General features: G+C 68.1%; 10 protein-coding genes and 1 pseudogene. 5 read left to right on the forward strand and 6 right to left on the reverse strand.

The window, feature by feature from the left end; all coding sequences use genetic code 11:
- Window positions 1-161: 161 nt before the first annotated feature.
- Entirely contained in the window at window positions 162-1,046 is an 885-nt protein-coding gene (locus OHA88_RS01360) for a L,D-transpeptidase family protein (RefSeq protein ID WP_328623844.1), read from the forward strand.
- Between the two features lie 237 nt (window positions 1,047-1,283).
- On the opposite strand, the gene OHA88_RS01365 is transcribed toward OHA88_RS01360, so the two are convergent.
- From OHA88_RS01365 to OHA88_RS01380, 4 genes are all read right to left on the reverse strand, one after another.
- A complete protein-coding gene (locus OHA88_RS01365; protein WP_328623845.1) occupies window positions 1,284-2,261 on the reverse strand; it encodes an alpha/beta hydrolase in 978 nt (325 codons plus the stop codon).
- 282 nt (window positions 2,262-2,543) lie between these two features.
- Window positions 2,544-3,437, reverse strand: coding sequence for a Bax inhibitor-1/YccA family protein (locus OHA88_RS01370; RefSeq protein ID WP_328629550.1), 894 nt, complete (start codon window positions 3,435-3,437; stop codon window positions 2,544-2,546).
- Window positions 3,438-3,876: 439 nt separating this feature from the next.
- On the reverse strand, window positions 3,877-4,386 hold the full coding sequence (msrA, locus tag OHA88_RS01375; RefSeq protein ID WP_326624047.1) for a peptide-methionine (S)-S-oxide reductase MsrA: 510 nt from the start codon (window positions 4,384-4,386) through the stop codon (window positions 3,877-3,879).
- A 679-nt stretch (window positions 4,387-5,065) separates the two neighbouring features.
- Window positions 5,066-6,262, reverse strand: a complete 1,197-nt coding sequence (locus OHA88_RS01380; protein ID WP_328623846.1) for an epoxide hydrolase family protein — start codon at window positions 6,260-6,262, stop codon at window positions 5,066-5,068.
- Between the two features lie 297 nt (window positions 6,263-6,559).
- On the opposite strand from OHA88_RS01380, the pseudogene OHA88_RS01385 reads away from it, so the two are divergent.
- Window positions 6,560-7,366, forward strand: a pseudogene (locus OHA88_RS01385) (IS5 family transposase).
- Here OHA88_RS01385 and OHA88_RS01390 read toward each other — a convergent pair.
- Complete coding sequence (locus OHA88_RS01390) at window positions 7,363-7,668, reverse strand: hypothetical protein (protein ID WP_328623847.1); 306 nt, start codon at window positions 7,666-7,668, stop codon at window positions 7,363-7,365. The pseudogene OHA88_RS01385 and the gene OHA88_RS01390 sit on opposite strands and share 4 nt — an antisense overlap.
- Before the next feature lie 605 nt (window positions 7,669-8,273).
- On the opposite strand from OHA88_RS01390, the gene OHA88_RS01395 reads away from it, so the two are divergent.
- Window positions 8,274-8,741 (forward strand): SsgA family sporulation/cell division regulator, encoded by a 468-nt coding sequence (locus OHA88_RS01395; protein WP_328623848.1) that lies wholly within the window; start codon window positions 8,274-8,276, stop codon window positions 8,739-8,741.
- A gap of 414 nt (window positions 8,742-9,155) precedes the next feature.
- Here the strand turns inward: OHA88_RS01395 and OHA88_RS01400 are convergent, their stop codons facing one another.
- On the reverse strand, window positions 9,156-10,487 hold the full coding sequence (locus OHA88_RS01400) for an aminotransferase class I/II-fold pyridoxal phosphate-dependent enzyme (RefSeq protein WP_328629551.1): 1,332 nt from the start codon (window positions 10,485-10,487) through the stop codon (window positions 9,156-9,158).
- A 37-nt stretch (window positions 10,488-10,524) separates the two neighbouring features.
- Between OHA88_RS01400 and OHA88_RS01405 the strand changes: the two genes are divergently transcribed.
- The gene (locus OHA88_RS01405) at window positions 10,525-11,196 is read left to right on the forward strand and encodes a pyridoxamine 5'-phosphate oxidase family protein (protein ID WP_328629552.1); all 672 of its coding nucleotides are present in this window, start codon (window positions 10,525-10,527) and stop codon (window positions 11,194-11,196) included.
- Between the two features lie 203 nt (window positions 11,197-11,399).
- Window positions 11,400-14,177, forward strand: coding sequence for a helix-turn-helix transcriptional regulator (locus OHA88_RS01410; RefSeq protein WP_328623849.1), 2,778 nt, complete (start codon window positions 11,400-11,402; stop codon window positions 14,175-14,177).
- The last annotated feature ends 585 nt before the right edge of the window (window positions 14,178-14,762 follow it).

A 14,762-nucleotide genomic window follows, 5' to 3' on the forward strand; every position in this document is an offset into this window, starting at 1 on the left:
CCTCGGGAAGGGACACCGGAAGTGCTCTGCTCCCGGCGTCGCCTCCGATGCGCACCCGTGCCGCAACGCGTTGCCTCTCGTGTGACTTCGTCCGGCCCCGTCGTCTGACCTCGCGCGACGGAGCTGACCGGTTCCTCACATGTCTCATCCAGGCTGACGACATGGCTTCATCAACCAGTCGTGTGTTCCGACGGCCTCTGCGGGCCCCGCTCGGGAACCGTCATGCGACCACCTTCACAGCTCCGGGCCTGAACCGTCTGGGGATACCCGCCGCCGTCCTGACTCTGTCCGTCACGCTCGCCGGATGCGGGGTCATGGGCGCAGGGACGACCTCCGACGCCCGGTCGGCGGCCGTCCCTGCGGGCGACGCATCTGCCGCCGCGTCCGCACCCGCCGGCACGACAAGGACCATGCCCCGGCAGACATCCGCGGGCAACGAGGCATCCGCCGCATCCGCCCCTGCGCAGTTGTCCGGCCTGGGCCCCCGGACGCTGGCCGAGATACCCGAGAACGCGCGGCAGGTAGTCCTGGTCACTGGTGAGGACAAGAACTCGTCGACATCACAGGTAGTGCTCTACCGGCGCACGAGCGCGGGCTGGGAACCGGGAGCCACCTGGCCGGCCCGCAACGCCCTCAAGGGCTGGACGGACGACCACCACGCCGGCGATCTCCACTCGCCCATCGGCGTGTTCACCCTCACCGATGCCGGCGGGCTGCTGGCCGATCCCGGCACCAAGCTGCCGTACGACCGGTCGCAAGGCTTCACCATCGGCGGCCCGGGCTTGGAGGGCGAGCCGCTCGCCGGCTCCTTCGACTACGTCATCGCGATCAACTACAACCGCAAACCCGGAACATCCCCCCTCGACTGGACCCGCCCCCTCGGCAACGCAAAAGGTGGTGGCATCTGGCTGCACGTCGACCACGACGGGCCTACGCACGGCTGCGTGAGCCTGACACGGGAGCACATGAAAGAACTCCTGCGCACCCTCGATCCCGGGCGACACCCGGTGATCGTCATGGGGGATGCCGACTCCCTCACACGCTGAGGCGAACGGTTCGTCCCGCGGGGTCTGGGCGGTCACCTTGTCGCTCACAGCCGTGACCGGCCGCCAGAAACTCAACAGTTGCCGGGCGCAGTAGTTGATGCCGGCCGATCCGGTTCGTGGGCGACGGTGGATCACATCGCCGGATCTTGAGGCCATCGCATCAGGTGGGTCGTGGACGGCAGGCCGGGCCGCCGACCCGGCCATCGGCACGGTTGCCCATCGCTCCCGTGCCCGCAGTCAGACGTCCGTGCCAAAGGCTTGCCTGAGCGTGGCGATGGCCTGGGCAGTTGCTGCGCGGGCTGCGTGCGTGGACGCCAGTGCGTCGAGCGTGACGAAGTCGTGTGTGGTCCCGCTGTACCGGGTCGCGGTGACCGGCACTCCCGCAGCGCGGAGCTTTGCCGCGTAGGCCTCACCTTCGTCCCGCACGATGTCGGCCTCCGCGGTGATGACGAGCGCCGGGGGCAGACCGGTGAGCTGGTCCTCGGTGGCCCGCAGCGGACTGGCGGTGATCTCTGCGCGGTGCGCCTCGTCGGTCGTGTACTGGTCCCAGAACCGTTGCATGGCGTCGCGGCGCAGCAAGTAGCCCTCGGCGAACCGGTGGTAGGAGCGGGTATCGAAGCTCGCGTCGGTGATGGGGTAGAACAGCACCTGCTGGATGAACGAGACGTCCCCGCGTTCCTTGGCCAGCAGTGTCAGGGCCGCGGCTATGTTGCCGCCTGCTGAGTCGCCGGCGACGGCCAGCCGTTCGGGGTCGATGCCGTGTTCGGCGCCCTTGCTGGTCAGCCACCGGGCCACCGCGTAGCACTCCTCCAGCGCGACGGGGTAGCCCGCTTCGGGGGCCAGCGTGTATTCGGGGAAGACCAATGCGGTTCGCGCGCCTACTGCCAGCTCACGCGCCAGCCGGTCGCGTGTGTCGGCATTGCCGAAGGCCCAGCCAGGGCCGTGGATGTACAACGTGGCGGGCAGTGTGTCGGCGACTCCCTTGGGGCGCAGGATGCGCACCGCGACGCTGCCGTTCGGTCCGCCGGAGACCGCGACCCAGCGGTCGTCCATCTCCGGCTTGTCGTGCGCTCCGGACTGCGCCTTCTCCAGCGCGGTGCGGCCCTGCACGGGTCCTGGATCGGACGGGAGCGGCGGTGGCGCGGTCGCCTCGGCGAGCTCGCGAGCGGCCGGTTCCAGAACCGGTTCCCTCGGGGGTGGGACGTAGTCAGGCATCGTATTCCTTGGCTGGTGAGGGTACCGCGCGCAGGGCACGGAAATCACCGCAGGTAAACGCCCATTGATTGTCAAGGGCTGGCCGCAACCGTGTAGCGCGGGACTGCGTGCAATTCAACTTTCCCAAGAGCGTCTGCGCATCGGTCATGTGACTGTGGGCGCGTTCGCGAGTGTGCGACAGCCGACCTGGCGGAGCCTTCAGAACGCCCACCGGCGAGGCGATCATCGCCCTGGAGTCCTATCGGAATCGGTGCTCACCGTGATTGATCGAGCACCGGCTTCTCAGGTGCGCTCGTCGCCGCCGTTCAGGAGCAAGAGCAGTTGCAGCGCCTCGAGGTAGATCCACACCAGGGTCAGTGTGAGTCCGAATGCCGCCAGCCAGGACTCCTCGCGTGGCGCACCGTGGGCAATACCGTCCTCGACCTGCTTGAAGTCCAGGGCCAGGAAGCACGCGCCGAGGATGATCCCGATGATGCCGAAGAGGATGCCGAGGCCACCGCTGCGGAAGCCCAGGCCGTCACCACCAGCGAAAGCGGAGAACAGCAAGTTGGCGACGGTAAGCAGCAAGAAGCCCATCGCAGCGGCCGTCACGAAACCGTAGAAGCGTCGAGTGACGCGGATCCAACGCATCTTGTACGCGATCAGCACGCCGGCGAAGACCGCCATCGTGCCGAGCACCGCCTGAATCACCACACCGGGGCTGGTGTAGGTGCTGGCCGTGCTGGAGATGACTCCGAGGAAGATGCCTTCGAGAGCCGCGTAAGCCAGAATCAGTGCCGGGACCGGCTTGGCCTTGAATGTTTGGATGAGCGACAGGCCGAAGGCCAGTAGGGCGACTCCGACCGCTATGCCGTACGACCTGCTCAGGTTGGTCTCATCGACAGGCAGCAGTACCCACGCAAGGACGGCGGAGGACACGACCGTGCCGAGTGTCATGGCTGTGCGGGCCACGACGTCGTCGATGGTCATCGCAGTGCCGGATACCTGCTGCGCAGCAGCGAGATGGGTGTCAGGCGGAGTGTCCGCGTTCTGTGCTGTCTGAGTGAGGCTGGGCGTGTCCTGCGCGTAGGGGTTGATAATCGCGGCGGAGTCATCGGTGTGCGGCTTCTGTTCGTTGAAGCCCCTGTTGTTGCGGTTGAACACCCGTCGCGAGAAGACGGGATTGCTGCTCTTCATTTCACTCGTTCCTCTGTGGTCGCATCCCTGGTTCCGATAGGGATCCGGGATCCGAGTACCGGCGCTGCGGGATGCCTCGAAACGGCTTTCATCCCTGCCCTGTGACGTGGGTGCCGACAGTGTCAGTCGCCCGTCAAGGAGGAGGTGCGTGGCGGGATCTGTCTTCATCGTCTGGGTAAGGCCGTCGCCGCATGCCTGGGACAGCGCGCACTCCTGGCCCTTCGCCGCGGCACGAGACAACTTCGAAGAGGAACTAGCCCTCGACCTGGTGGGACCAGCTTGTCCATGGGCCCCTACGTGCTCGCCAATGCGTCGGGGAGGACAGCCACGTCGGCTGGAGGCGGGCGGACCCGCCACCCAGGTAATCCCTTTGTGCGGACGCCCGCCTCAAACGCGCTGCGGTGCTGACGTTTTGGCCCTGGCCGACGAAGCGGCAGGATCAGGCGTCGGCCCTCTTCGGCAGCTGCCAGTTCGGTCGCGGAAAGTGGCAGGTGTACCCGGCCGGATAGCGCGTCAGGTAGTCCTGATGCTCCGGCTCGGCTTCCCAGAATGCGTCGGCCGGCACGACTTCAGTCACGACATTTCCCGGCCACAGGCCAGACGCCTCGACATCGGCGATGGTGTCCTCCGCGACGCGCCGCTGCTCGCCGTCGAGGTAGAAGATGACGGAGCGATAGCTGGCACCGAAGTCGTTCCCCTGCCGGTTCTTCGTCGTCGGGTCGTGGATCTGGAAGAAGTACTCCAGGATGGTGCGGTAGTCGGTGACGGCAGGGTCGAAGGTGATCTCGATCGACTCTGCGTGGTTTCCGTGGTCGTCATAGGTCGGACGGGGCATGTCGCCGCCGCTGTATCCCACCCGGGTATTCACGACACCGGGGAGCGTCCGGAGCAGTTCCTGCATGCCCCAGAAGCAGCCGCCGGCGAGCCATGCTTTCTCGAGTTCGCTCATAACTTGTTCATCCTTCTTCCATGTTCAGGAACACATGCATACAGGCCGGTGCCCGTCCAGGGTGACGGGGCGGAAACGTCTGGGCTGAGGTACTTCCGGGCGACCCATGCGTCTGGCCGGTTCGTACTCCTGCGGTCTGCTGCCGGCAGTATTTCGGCGGCGGACAGCCGGGCACGAAGGCCCAGACTGTTGGCCCGTACCCCCACGTCACCGCCGTCTGTACCCATGACCACATCAAGGAGGGTCGCGGCCATCCGTCGCAGCGGACCGTGTCAAGCGTCCGGGGAGCTTCACGGAGCCTGCCGGATGTCGTTTGGGCGTCGCACGGACAATGGCGATCGGTTTGTTCAGGTGTATTTGTCGCAGGCGGCACGCCTTGCCTGCCTTGTCTTGGGTATCTCATCTGTACGTACGAAAGGTGCGAGTGCATGGGAAAGCGGGTCCCGCGCTGCGGTCTCACGCCCTGAGGCATGGGACGGGACCGCAGCCGGGGGTGTTGCGGGACCCGCCGTTCGAGGGGGCCGTATGAGGTCGGCCCAGTACCCGAGTGTTCAGGAGTAGGCAGCTTGGGGCGCTCGTGGACGCGGCGCACAAGGTGGCCGCGCAGAATAGCCCCGGTGTCGAGCCGCCTGGCCGCCCCGCCGGGCTACGGCCCTTGTGTATGGCGCAGGGTGACCGGTCAGCGCATGGGGCGGAAACCGGTGCGGACCTCGTTCACGAAGTACTCCGGCTGCTCCCAGGCGGCGAAGTGACCGCCCTTGGGAAGCCGGTTGTAGTGGACGAGGTTGGGGTAGGCCTGCTCGGTCCAGCTCTTGGGGGCCTGGTAGAGCTCGTCGGGGAAGGCGCTGACCGCGACCGGGAGCTTGACGTTGTTGATACCGAAGAACGAGGTCGTGTTCTCCGCATACAGACGGGCCGCGGAGATCGCCGTGTTGGTCAGCCAGAACAGCGTGATGTTGTCCAGGACGTCGTCCCGGGACAGGCCCTCGGTCACCCCGTCGAAGGACCGGGAGATCATGGCCAGGCTCTTCGCGTCGTGGTCGAGCATGAACGCCGCCAGACCGACCGGGGAATCCGCCAGCCCGGTCAGCGACTGAGGGCGGTCCCCCATCATGTATGCGTAGTAGACGTGCCGGTAGGTGAAGCCCAGCTGCTCGACGGCCGCCTTCTCCTCGTCGGAGAGCGACAGACCCTCGGGCAGCGGGTCACCCTTGGCGAGCGCGGCATCGATGCCGGCCGGGATCACCTTGGGCATGTTGGTGTGGATGCCCACCAGACCCTCGGGCTCCTGCGCACCCATCAGGTCGGTGACGATCGCACCCCAGTCGCCGCCCTGCGCCACATACTTGGTGTAGCCCAGGCGCTTCATCAGCTCACCCCACGCACGGGCGATGCGCTCCGGGCCCCAGCCCTTCTCCGAAGGCTTGCCGGAAAACCCGTAACCGGGCATCGACGGAATGATCACGTGGAAGGCGTCCGAGGCCTTCCCGCCGTGGGCGGTGGGGTTGGTGAGCGGCTCGATGATCTTCAGCTGCTCGATGACCGAGCCCGGCCAGCCGTGCGTCACGATCACCGGCAGCGCGTTCTCGTGCTTGGAACGGACGTGGACGAAGTGGATGTCCAGCCCGTCGATCTCGGTGATGAACTGCGGGTAGGAGTTCAGCTTCGCCTCGACCTTGCGCCAGTCGTACTCCTTCGCCCAGTACCGCGCCAGCTTCTGCATCGTGGCCAGCTGGGTCCCCTGCGACTGATCGACGACGGTCTCCCTCTCCGGCCAGCGCGTGGCCTCGATGCGCGTCCGCAGGTCCTTGAGGTCCGCCTCGGGGAACTCGAACGTGAACGGACGGATCGCATGCTGGTCAGAGGTAACAGACATGGTGGTCTCCTTGATGTCTAGTTAGTTGCAGGAGAAGACGGGATTCAACACCGAGTTCGCAGACGTATCCGCGACGCGTCTCCCCGCCGGTGCAGGGTCGGGTTACCCGATCCCGCTTTCCGGCGCAGTTCCAATATTGGGCGTGGGATGCCGCCTCGGTAATCCGGAATGTGACCTAGATTCCGCACGGGGTGGTGCCGTTCTTCCTCGGTAACTTGACGCAGCATCTCGCTGGTGTCGCGGCCAGTCATGCGACTTAGACGGTGTCTTGATTGGCGATCGCTCGTTGCTCCGGGCATGGACATAGTTGTGCGCCTGGTGCCGGACGGGCTGTGGGAGATCTTCCAGGACGTGGCGCCGGAGCCTCTGGTACGCCCCCAAGGCGGAGGCCGCCGGAGGTGCGATGATCGCGCGGTGCTGGCCGCGATCATCTTCGTCGCTACTTCAGGCTGCACCTGGCGGCAAGTGCCATCGGTCTTCGGGGCCTCCTGGCAGACGGTCCACCGTCGCTTCACCGACTGGTCCATGGCCCGGGTCTGGGCCAAGCTGCACCGTGTGGTCCTCGACCGGCTCGGCGCGAACGGCGAGCTGGACTGGTCGCGCTGCGCGATCGACTCGGCCAGTGTCCGGGCGGTCAAAGGGGGCCCCTGACCGGACCGAATCCGACCGATCGCGGCAAGCTCGGATCGAAGATACACGTCATCTGTGACCGCAACGGGCTGCCGATCTCGGTGGGTATCTCCGGCGCTAACCTCCACGACAGCCAGGCCCTGATCCTGCTGACGCGCGGCATCCCGCCGATCCGTTCCCGCTATGGACCCCGGCGCCGCCGCCCCGGCCAAACTCCACGCCGACAAGGGCTACGACTTCGACCACCTGCGAGGATGGCTGCGCCGTCGGCAGATCGTGCCACGCATCGCCCGCCGCGACATCGAACCGTCCGGCCGCCTGGGTCGGCACCGCTGGGTGGTCGAGCGCACGATGTCCTGGCTGAACGGCTGCCGCCGCCTGCACCGACGCTACGAACGCAAGGCCGAGCACTTCCTCGCCTTCGTCGGCATCGCCTGCACCCTCATCTGCTACCGCAGAGCGGTGCAGGACTAGGACTTGGCCCAATAGATCATGCGCTCGTGAGGCTGCATGTTGGCCGCGTCCGGCACACCCACCATGACGCGCGGCTCGATCAGCGGAATCTCTGGATAGAGAAACGCCTCCAGGTCGCCAATCGCATCGGCGATGTCTTCGTCGATCTCGGCGGTATGGCGACGTACCCAGAAGGAGAGCAGCACTCTTTCCTCCTCGGCCGCAATCGCTACCGCTACCACATCGGATGAGATCAGCCCTAGCAGGGCCTGCACCGCAGTGAGGGCAATGTCGTTGACGCGCTGAAGCTCGGGGTCTGCCATGCCGGTGCATCCTGCCGGTCACCAATCGATCGCGCCAACTGAGACATCGTCTTAGGTGATGTCGTTTGGGTCAGCGGGCAGACCGGAGCAAGACGCCTACGATGTGCAGTCCGGCCACGTAGATGGTTGCGGCCTTCTCGTAGGGGTGGCATCGGCGCGGTTGCGCTGTGACATCCGCGAAGGCAGGCCCGTCTTCGGCCCACAGCTCCGACGCCATGAACGCTTGCAGCGCCTGCGCCACCCTGTCCCCTGGCCCGCTCTGCCCGTGCCTCATCCATACCGGCCCGAGCGCCGGCCTTGGAGTTGGCACCCGTGCAACCGTGACCAGCGCCTTGGCCCGCGGCCTGTCCGAGAGGACCCGGGGGCTGCGATCAAGCGGAGAAGCCGGGCAGACCGGCGGCCATCCCATGCCCTGAGCAAAAGACTCCGGAGCGATCACTTCGGAATCAAGTCTGTGGTCAGGGCTCAGGCGTTCCTCGCATGCCCAGCCGTCGCCCACCTCAGTCCATAGGACACGGTCTTCAGTCAGCTGACTGATGCCCAGGACGGGCCCTGGCGGTCAAGGTAGATGGAACACTCCCGCATCCTGAAAGGGGCGCCGCCCCATGCCACTCAAGAAGCAAGGCCTTTCGGCTCGCGACCGGTCTGACCACTGCATGCGCTCGCTGCGCCTGAGTATCAACAGGGTTCTTTGGCCGTCGATCCGTCTCCCACTCAAGGCAGAACTTCATTACACCGAGGCGGACCCTCTTGTCGTGCTGTTGGAACTGCGCTCGCCGGGGGGCGGTGTGGTCACGTGGACAGTCTCGCGTGACCTGCTCTTCGACGGCACCGAGGAACCGAGCGGCATGGGGGACGTACGGTTGTGGCCGTCGGTCGTCCACGGACGCCGTGTGGTGTGCATGAGGCTGGAGGGACATGGCCGGTCATGCCTTCTCGAGATGGATCGAGGGCAGCTGGAGGAATGGCTGATGGAGACCTTCGATCTGGTTCATCCTGGCACGGAGTTCTGCCAGGTCGACTGGGACGCCAGTGTGGCTGCCCTTGTCGAAGGGAAGCGGAATCAGCCCTGAATCAGGAGCCACAGAGCGCAGGGGGCAGGGTGCGCAGGGGCGTATCTCGTATGAGATCGCCCTTGGTGGCGGAGCCGCGCTCGTCGGGGCAGGGGCAACCGGGCAGTGTGCCCGGCCGCGGGTGCTTACGGTCAGCCAGGGCGGCCGGGGCAACGACATCGGCGTGCGATCGGCGGCAGTGGTTTCAGTGTCCGCGGCGATGGCGTGTCGAAAGTGCACCGAGGGTTCTCAGTCACATGACTGATGCACAGACGCTGCCGCAGGAGTGTGGACGCAAGCAGCGGTCTTGGTGATCACTGGGCGTCGTGCACCTGCATTGAATTCATGTGCGTGTGCCACTGCCTTCGCTCCGTTTGCCCGGGGCTGTCCTGTGCGCCGCGACGCCATGCAGTGGTTCCCCAGTTGTGTCGTCCGTCAGCCGAAGCGTCCGGTGCGGTGTGGGCGGATCGCGGCGGCGACGGCGTCGGCCAGGGTCGGCACCTCGTCCACGGTGAGAGGCGAGATGGTGATACGGATGCCGGGCGGCGAGGAGAGCCGGAAGCGCGCGCCGGGTGCGACCGCCCAGCCGGCCTGCAGCAGCCGGGTCACCGCCCCGGTCTCGTCGGGGACGGGCACCCAGACGTTCATGCTGCTGCGGCCGTAGGCCGTGACGCCTCGGTCGGCCAGGGCCCGCACGAGACCGTCGCGCCGCGCGGCGTAGGCGGCGGACACCGCCGCGATGTCCACGGCGTCGGTGCGCCACAGGTGGGTCACGGTGTGCTGGATCAGGTGGCTGACCCAGCCGGGGCCGAGGCGGTAGCGGCCGCGGACCCGGTCGACGGTGAGGGGGTCGCCGGTGAGGGCGGCCAGGCGCAGGTCGGGGCCGTAGGCCTTGGCTGTCGAGCGGACGAGCATCCAGTGTTGTGTGCTGCCGGCGAGCGGGTGGAGCGGCAGTTCGGTGAGTCCGTGCACGTGGTCGTCGTCGATGACGAGGACCTGTGGGTGGCCGGTGAGGATGGCGCGCAGGTCGCGGGCGCGGGTGGCCGAGATCGTGGCGCCGGTGGGGTTCTGGCCGCGGTCGGTGACGATCAGTGCTCGTGCGCCCTGCCCAAGCGCCCGCTCCACGTCGTGGGGCAGGGGGCCGTCGTCGTCGACGCCGACCGGGATCGGCCGCAGTCCGAGGGCGGGGACGAGGTCGAAGAGGCTGCCCCAGCCCGGGTCCTCCACCGCCACCGCGTCGCCGGGGCGCAGGTGGGCAAGGAGCGCGCGCTCCATGGCGTCGAGCGATCCGGAGGTGAGTCCGACCGGGCCGTCGGGGACGCCGTCGGCGTCGAAGGCGGCGCGGGCCAGGCGGCCGAGCTCGTCATCGACCGGGGCGTGGCCGTACAGCATGGGCTGTCGCGCGTGCCGGGCGGCGGCCTCGGCCAGTGCCTCGCCGAGTGGGGGTAGCAGCGCGGTGTCCGGGTTGCCGGCGGAGAGGTCCCGTGTTCCGGGCGGCACCTCCAGGCGGATCTCGTCGTGCGCGGTGGTGGCGGGGCGTGGCCGCACGCGGCTGCCGCGCCGGCCCGCGGTCTCGATGACGCCGCGGTCGCGCAGCAGGCGGTAGGCGGCGGCGACGGTGTTGGGGTTGACGCCGAGTTCGGTGGCGAGCTCCCGCAGCGGTGGCAGCGCGGTGCCTGGCGCAAGCGTGCCCTGTCCGATGGCCTGCTCGATGCTCGCCGCGATCTCCGCCGCGCCACGTCCAGCAAACGTGTATTCTCCTATCACAAACATCCAGTATGCACTAGTTCAAAAGGATTGCGCTATATCTTCCCCGCCCTCCGTCAGCGATGCGTACGCCGCTACGGACCGCACCGTCCCGACCCGCATCCGCAGGCACGCCTCGTACGACCGTGAGCTGGTGCACGCGATTCTCGACGCGGACTACCTCTGCCACCTCGGTTTCGTCCGTGACGGTGCCCCGGTCGTGCTGCCGACCCTGTACGCCCGCGTCGGGGAACGGCTCTACGTGCACGGCTCCGCCGGCTCCCGGCCGCTGCGCGGCGCCGGCGAGGACACCGGGCTCGCGGTGTGCCTGACCGTCACGCACGTGGACGGGCTCGTGCTGGCCCGGTCCGCCATCCATCACGCGATCAACTACCGCTGCGTGGTCGTGCACGGCGTCGCCCGCCAGGTCACCGACCCCGTCGAACGCTCGGCCGCCCTGGACGCCCTGATCGACCACATCGTGCCCGGCCGCGCCGCAGACTCCCGCCCCGCGAACGTCAAGGAACTGGCCGCCACCGCCGTCGTCGCCCTCGACCTCCACGAGGTCTCCGCCAAGGTGCGCACCGGTGACCCCAACGACGACCCCGACGACCTCGCCCTCCCCCACTGGACGGGCGTGCTGCCCGTGACGCGTACCTACGGGGAGCCTGTGCCCGCCGACGATCTCGACCCGTCGATCACCGTCCCCGGCTACCTCACGGAACGCTGAAAGAAGTCCCGCGCACAATCATCCGTCCCCGGGACGCCGCCGTCGGCGACAGCGCATGGCAGGGCCGGCTCACTGCGCACGACTTCACCCGGCCGTCCTTCGCCCAGCTGCTGCACATCGCCCACGATGCGCAGCAACGCGAGGCCGTCACCCACCTCGCCCGGCCCACCCCCCAGGCCCGCGAACAGCAATGAGAGCGTGTAATGATCGGCAGTCACTCCCCCGCACGCGGCACCGCCGACCGCCTGATCGGCCGGGACCGCGACCTTCAGCGGATCCGTGATCTGCTGGGCATCGGAGCCGGAGGCGGCGCACTTCTGCTGTCAGGAGAAGCGGGCGTCGGGAAGACGGCAGTGCTGGACGCCCTCGCCGAGGCGGCCCGGGCGGACGGAACCCGGGTTCTGCGCGCCGGTGGTGTGGAGTTCGAGGCGAACTGCAGCTACTCGGGTCTCAACCAGGTCCTCTTTCCCTTCCAGGACGCGCTCGGCGAACTGCAGGCGCCCTTCCGTGACGCCCTGCGCGTCGCCCTCGGTTTCGAAAGCGGCTCACCGCCGGAACGGCTCATGGTCTCCAACGCCGTACTGCTCCTGCTGCGAACGGTCGCAGCCGGTGACCCGCTTCTGCTCGTCATCGACGACCTGCCCTGGCTCGACCGGGCGAGTGCGGCCGTACTGGGTTTCGTCGCGCGCCGGGCAACCGGCATCCGCGTGAGCTTTCTCGCCACATCGCGTTCCGGTTCGCAGAGCCTGCACGACAGCGGTGTCCTGCCCGAATACCAGCTGCAGCCGTTGGACGAAGCGTCGGCGGACCACCTGGTCAGTACAAGGTTCCCGGACCTGGTCGCCAGTGCCCGCCGGCGCCTGCTGACCGTGGCGCATGGCAACCCACTGGCCCTGCTGGAACTGCCGTCCGCACTGTCCGCGATGCGGGGACCGGCCGGCGAAGTCCCCGCCGTGCTGCCGCTCAGCCGGTGCCTGGAGACAGTCTTCGGCTCCCGGATTACGAGTCTGCCGCAGCCGTCGCAGCGTCTTCTGCTGCTGGCCGCGCTGGAAGGTGTAGGCGATCTCGGGGTGCTGCAGGCTGCCACGCGGCAGGCGAACGACGGATACGACCTGGACGACCTGACACCTGCCGAGCGCGACCAACTGGTCCACATCGACGAGGGAGCGCGACGGCTGAGGTTCCGTCACCCCCTCATCCGCTCGGCAGTGGTGGAGAACTCCACCAGCGGCGAACGGCGCGCGGTGCACGCCGCGCTCGCCCACGTCCTGGTGGACCAGCCCGAACGGCGGGCCTGGCACCTGGGCGAGGCGACCCTGGAACCGGACGAGAACGTGGCCGCCCTGCTGGAGCACGCGGCGCGGATCACTTTGCGCCGCGGTGATGCCGCGGGCAGCATGCGGACACTGATCCGGTCCGCGGACCTCACCCCGCCCGGCTCCGACCGCGGCCGCCGGCTCGCCGAGGCGGCCTACGTCGGCGCCGAATCCACCGGGGCCCTGCCCAGCGCCCAAAGGCTCCTGGACGAGGCCAGGCAGGCGGCCCCCGATCACAAGAGCTCCCTGCACTCGGCGGCAACCACTGCCGTTCTCATCCTGAACGGCGACAGCGATGTCGACACGGCCCACCGTCTGCTGGTCGACGCGATCGAAGCCGGAACCCACGCGTACGACGCCGACGACAAGGCGCTCGTGGACGCGCTTCACGCGCTTGCGCTGGTCTGCTTCTTCGGTGCCCGACGCGACCTGTGGCAGCCCTACTACCGGGCGCTGGAGAAGCTGACGCCCGAGGTGCCCGTGGTCCTGTCCGCGCTGGGCAAGACGTTCTCCGACCCGGCACGCACAGGCGCCGCGGCCTCGGAGGAACTCGACCACCTCGTGGCGGAGTTGACCGAGATGACCGACCCCGCCCCGATGCAGCGGACCGGTTCGGCGGCCCTCTATGTCGACCGGCTGGGAGATGTCCGCGAAGCGCAGTGGCGGATGGTACGCATGGGACGCGACGGCGGCCCGGCCCGCCGGCACATGGCCGGACTGATCCACCTCTGTCTGGACGACTACCTCACCGGAATGTGGGACGAAGCGGCGCAACTGGCCGACGAGGGAGTCCAGCTGTGCGAAACACACGGCTACACCGCCTTCGCCTGGTACTTCCTGTACGTCCAGGCCCTCCTCGCCGGCGCCCGCGGGGACGCGGACCGAGCGGACGCGACAGCCGAAGGCGTCATCCACTGGGCGACGCGCCGCAGGGCGTTCTGTGCCGCGCACTATGCCCATCACGCGGCAGCCGTGGCAGCCCTGGGACGCGGTGACTTCGCCGGCGCATACGAGCACGCAGGCGCCATCAGCCCCGCAGGAACTCTCGCCTCGCACGCGCCGCACGCTCTGTGGGCGACGATGGACCTGGTCGAGGCCGCCGTCCGGACCGACCGGCAGACGGAGGCCGCCGCCCATGTACGCGCGATGCGGGAAGCCGACGTGGCCAGGATCTCCTCACGCCACGCCCTGCTGATGGAGGCCTGTGCCGCCCTGGCCACCACAAACGACGACGAGGCCCTCGCACTGTTCACGAAAGCCCTGGCGGTCGCGGGCGCTGAGCGGTGGATGTTCGACTTCGCCCGCGTCCAACTCGCCTACGGCGAACGATTGCGACGCGTCAGGGCAACCACAGAATCCAGAGGACCTCTCAGCGCCGCACTGTCCACATTCGAACACCTCGGGGCCCGTCCATGGGTCGAACGCGCCGAGACGGAACTGCGGGCCGCCGGCTCCGGCAGGCGCCGACCCGGGGCTTCCACAGCACATACGCTCACACCCCAGGAACTGGAAATAGCCCGGCTCGCCGCCTCCGGCCTGACCAACAAGCAGGTAGCGGAACGTCTGTTCCTCTCCCACCGGACCGTCGGCGCCCACCTCTACCAGATCTACCCGAAGTTGGGCATCACCTCCCGCGCCATGCTGCGAGACGCCCTGGAATCCTGATCCCCCTCAAACTCGGAGCGGGTGCGAGGCCGGTGCGAGCAGAAGCACGGGGCACCCCCGACGGGGTGCGCGCGCTGGGGAGCGAGCAGCCGCCTCTCGGGGGCGGTGACGACCGCAGGGGCGGTGGTCGCGACGGGACCGTTCCTGGGCAGTGAGCAGGAGTGAGTCCTGGCTCACCGGCGCGCCCCGAACGGTTTTGGGCGCGCTGGTCCTCCGCTTTCGCGTCCCGGTCGGCGACGCATATCCCGTATGCGGTCCGTCCCGGGCGGGCGGGATCCCTACGACCTGGCCATAGGGGTGTGGCCAGAGGCGACGGGGAGGCCCCGAACCATCTCGCTGGTGACACGGGGGCCCCGACCGCTGACGCCACACCCGGCGTCCCAGATCGCACCGAGAACATTACGCACACCCCGCCAGACACCCCCACAGACCGTCACACCGTTCACTCAAACGTGCCCACGTTCGCCAAAGCAGCTTGTGTGCACAGCAGTTGTGAACCCTGCCCGTTGCACCGGACCACGAGTGCCGCCTCCGGTGTGGCGGGAATCGCGGGCGGTTGCTTGCAGGGCAACCGGCGAGGGACGG

Origin of the sequence: Streptomyces sp. NBC_00353 (assembly GCF_036108815.1) — a bacterium.
GTDB lineage: Bacteria > Actinomycetota > Actinomycetes > Streptomycetales > Streptomycetaceae > Streptomyces.

What these genes read in the sequence shown, in the direction of transcription:
- OHA88_RS01360 (WP_328623844.1), top strand. Translation starts at nt 162, where the DNA reads ATGGCTTCATCAACCAGTCGTGTGTTCCGACGGCCTCTGCGGGCCCCG.
- OHA88_RS01365 (WP_328623845.1), bottom strand. Translation starts at nt 2,261, where the DNA reads ATGCCTGACTACGTCCCACCCCCGAGGGAACCGGTTCTGGAACCGGCC.
- OHA88_RS01370 (WP_328629550.1), bottom strand. Translation starts at nt 3,437, where the DNA reads ATGAAGAGCAGCAATCCCGTCTTCTCGCGACGGGTGTTCAACCGCAAC.
- msrA (WP_326624047.1), bottom strand. Translation starts at nt 4,386, where the DNA reads ATGAGCGAACTCGAGAAAGCATGGCTCGCCGGCGGCTGCTTCTGGGGC.
- OHA88_RS01380 (WP_328623846.1), bottom strand. Translation starts at nt 6,262, where the DNA reads ATGTCTGTTACCTCTGACCAGCATGCGATCCGTCCGTTCACGTTCGAG.
- OHA88_RS01390 (WP_328623847.1), bottom strand. Translation starts at nt 7,668, where the DNA reads ATGGCAGACCCCGAGCTTCAGCGCGTCAACGACATTGCCCTCACTGCG.
- OHA88_RS01395 (WP_328623848.1), top strand. Translation starts at nt 8,274, where the DNA reads ATGCCACTCAAGAAGCAAGGCCTTTCGGCTCGCGACCGGTCTGACCAC.
- OHA88_RS01410 (WP_328623849.1), top strand. Translation starts at nt 11,400, where the DNA reads ATGATCGGCAGTCACTCCCCCGCACGCGGCACCGCCGACCGCCTGATC.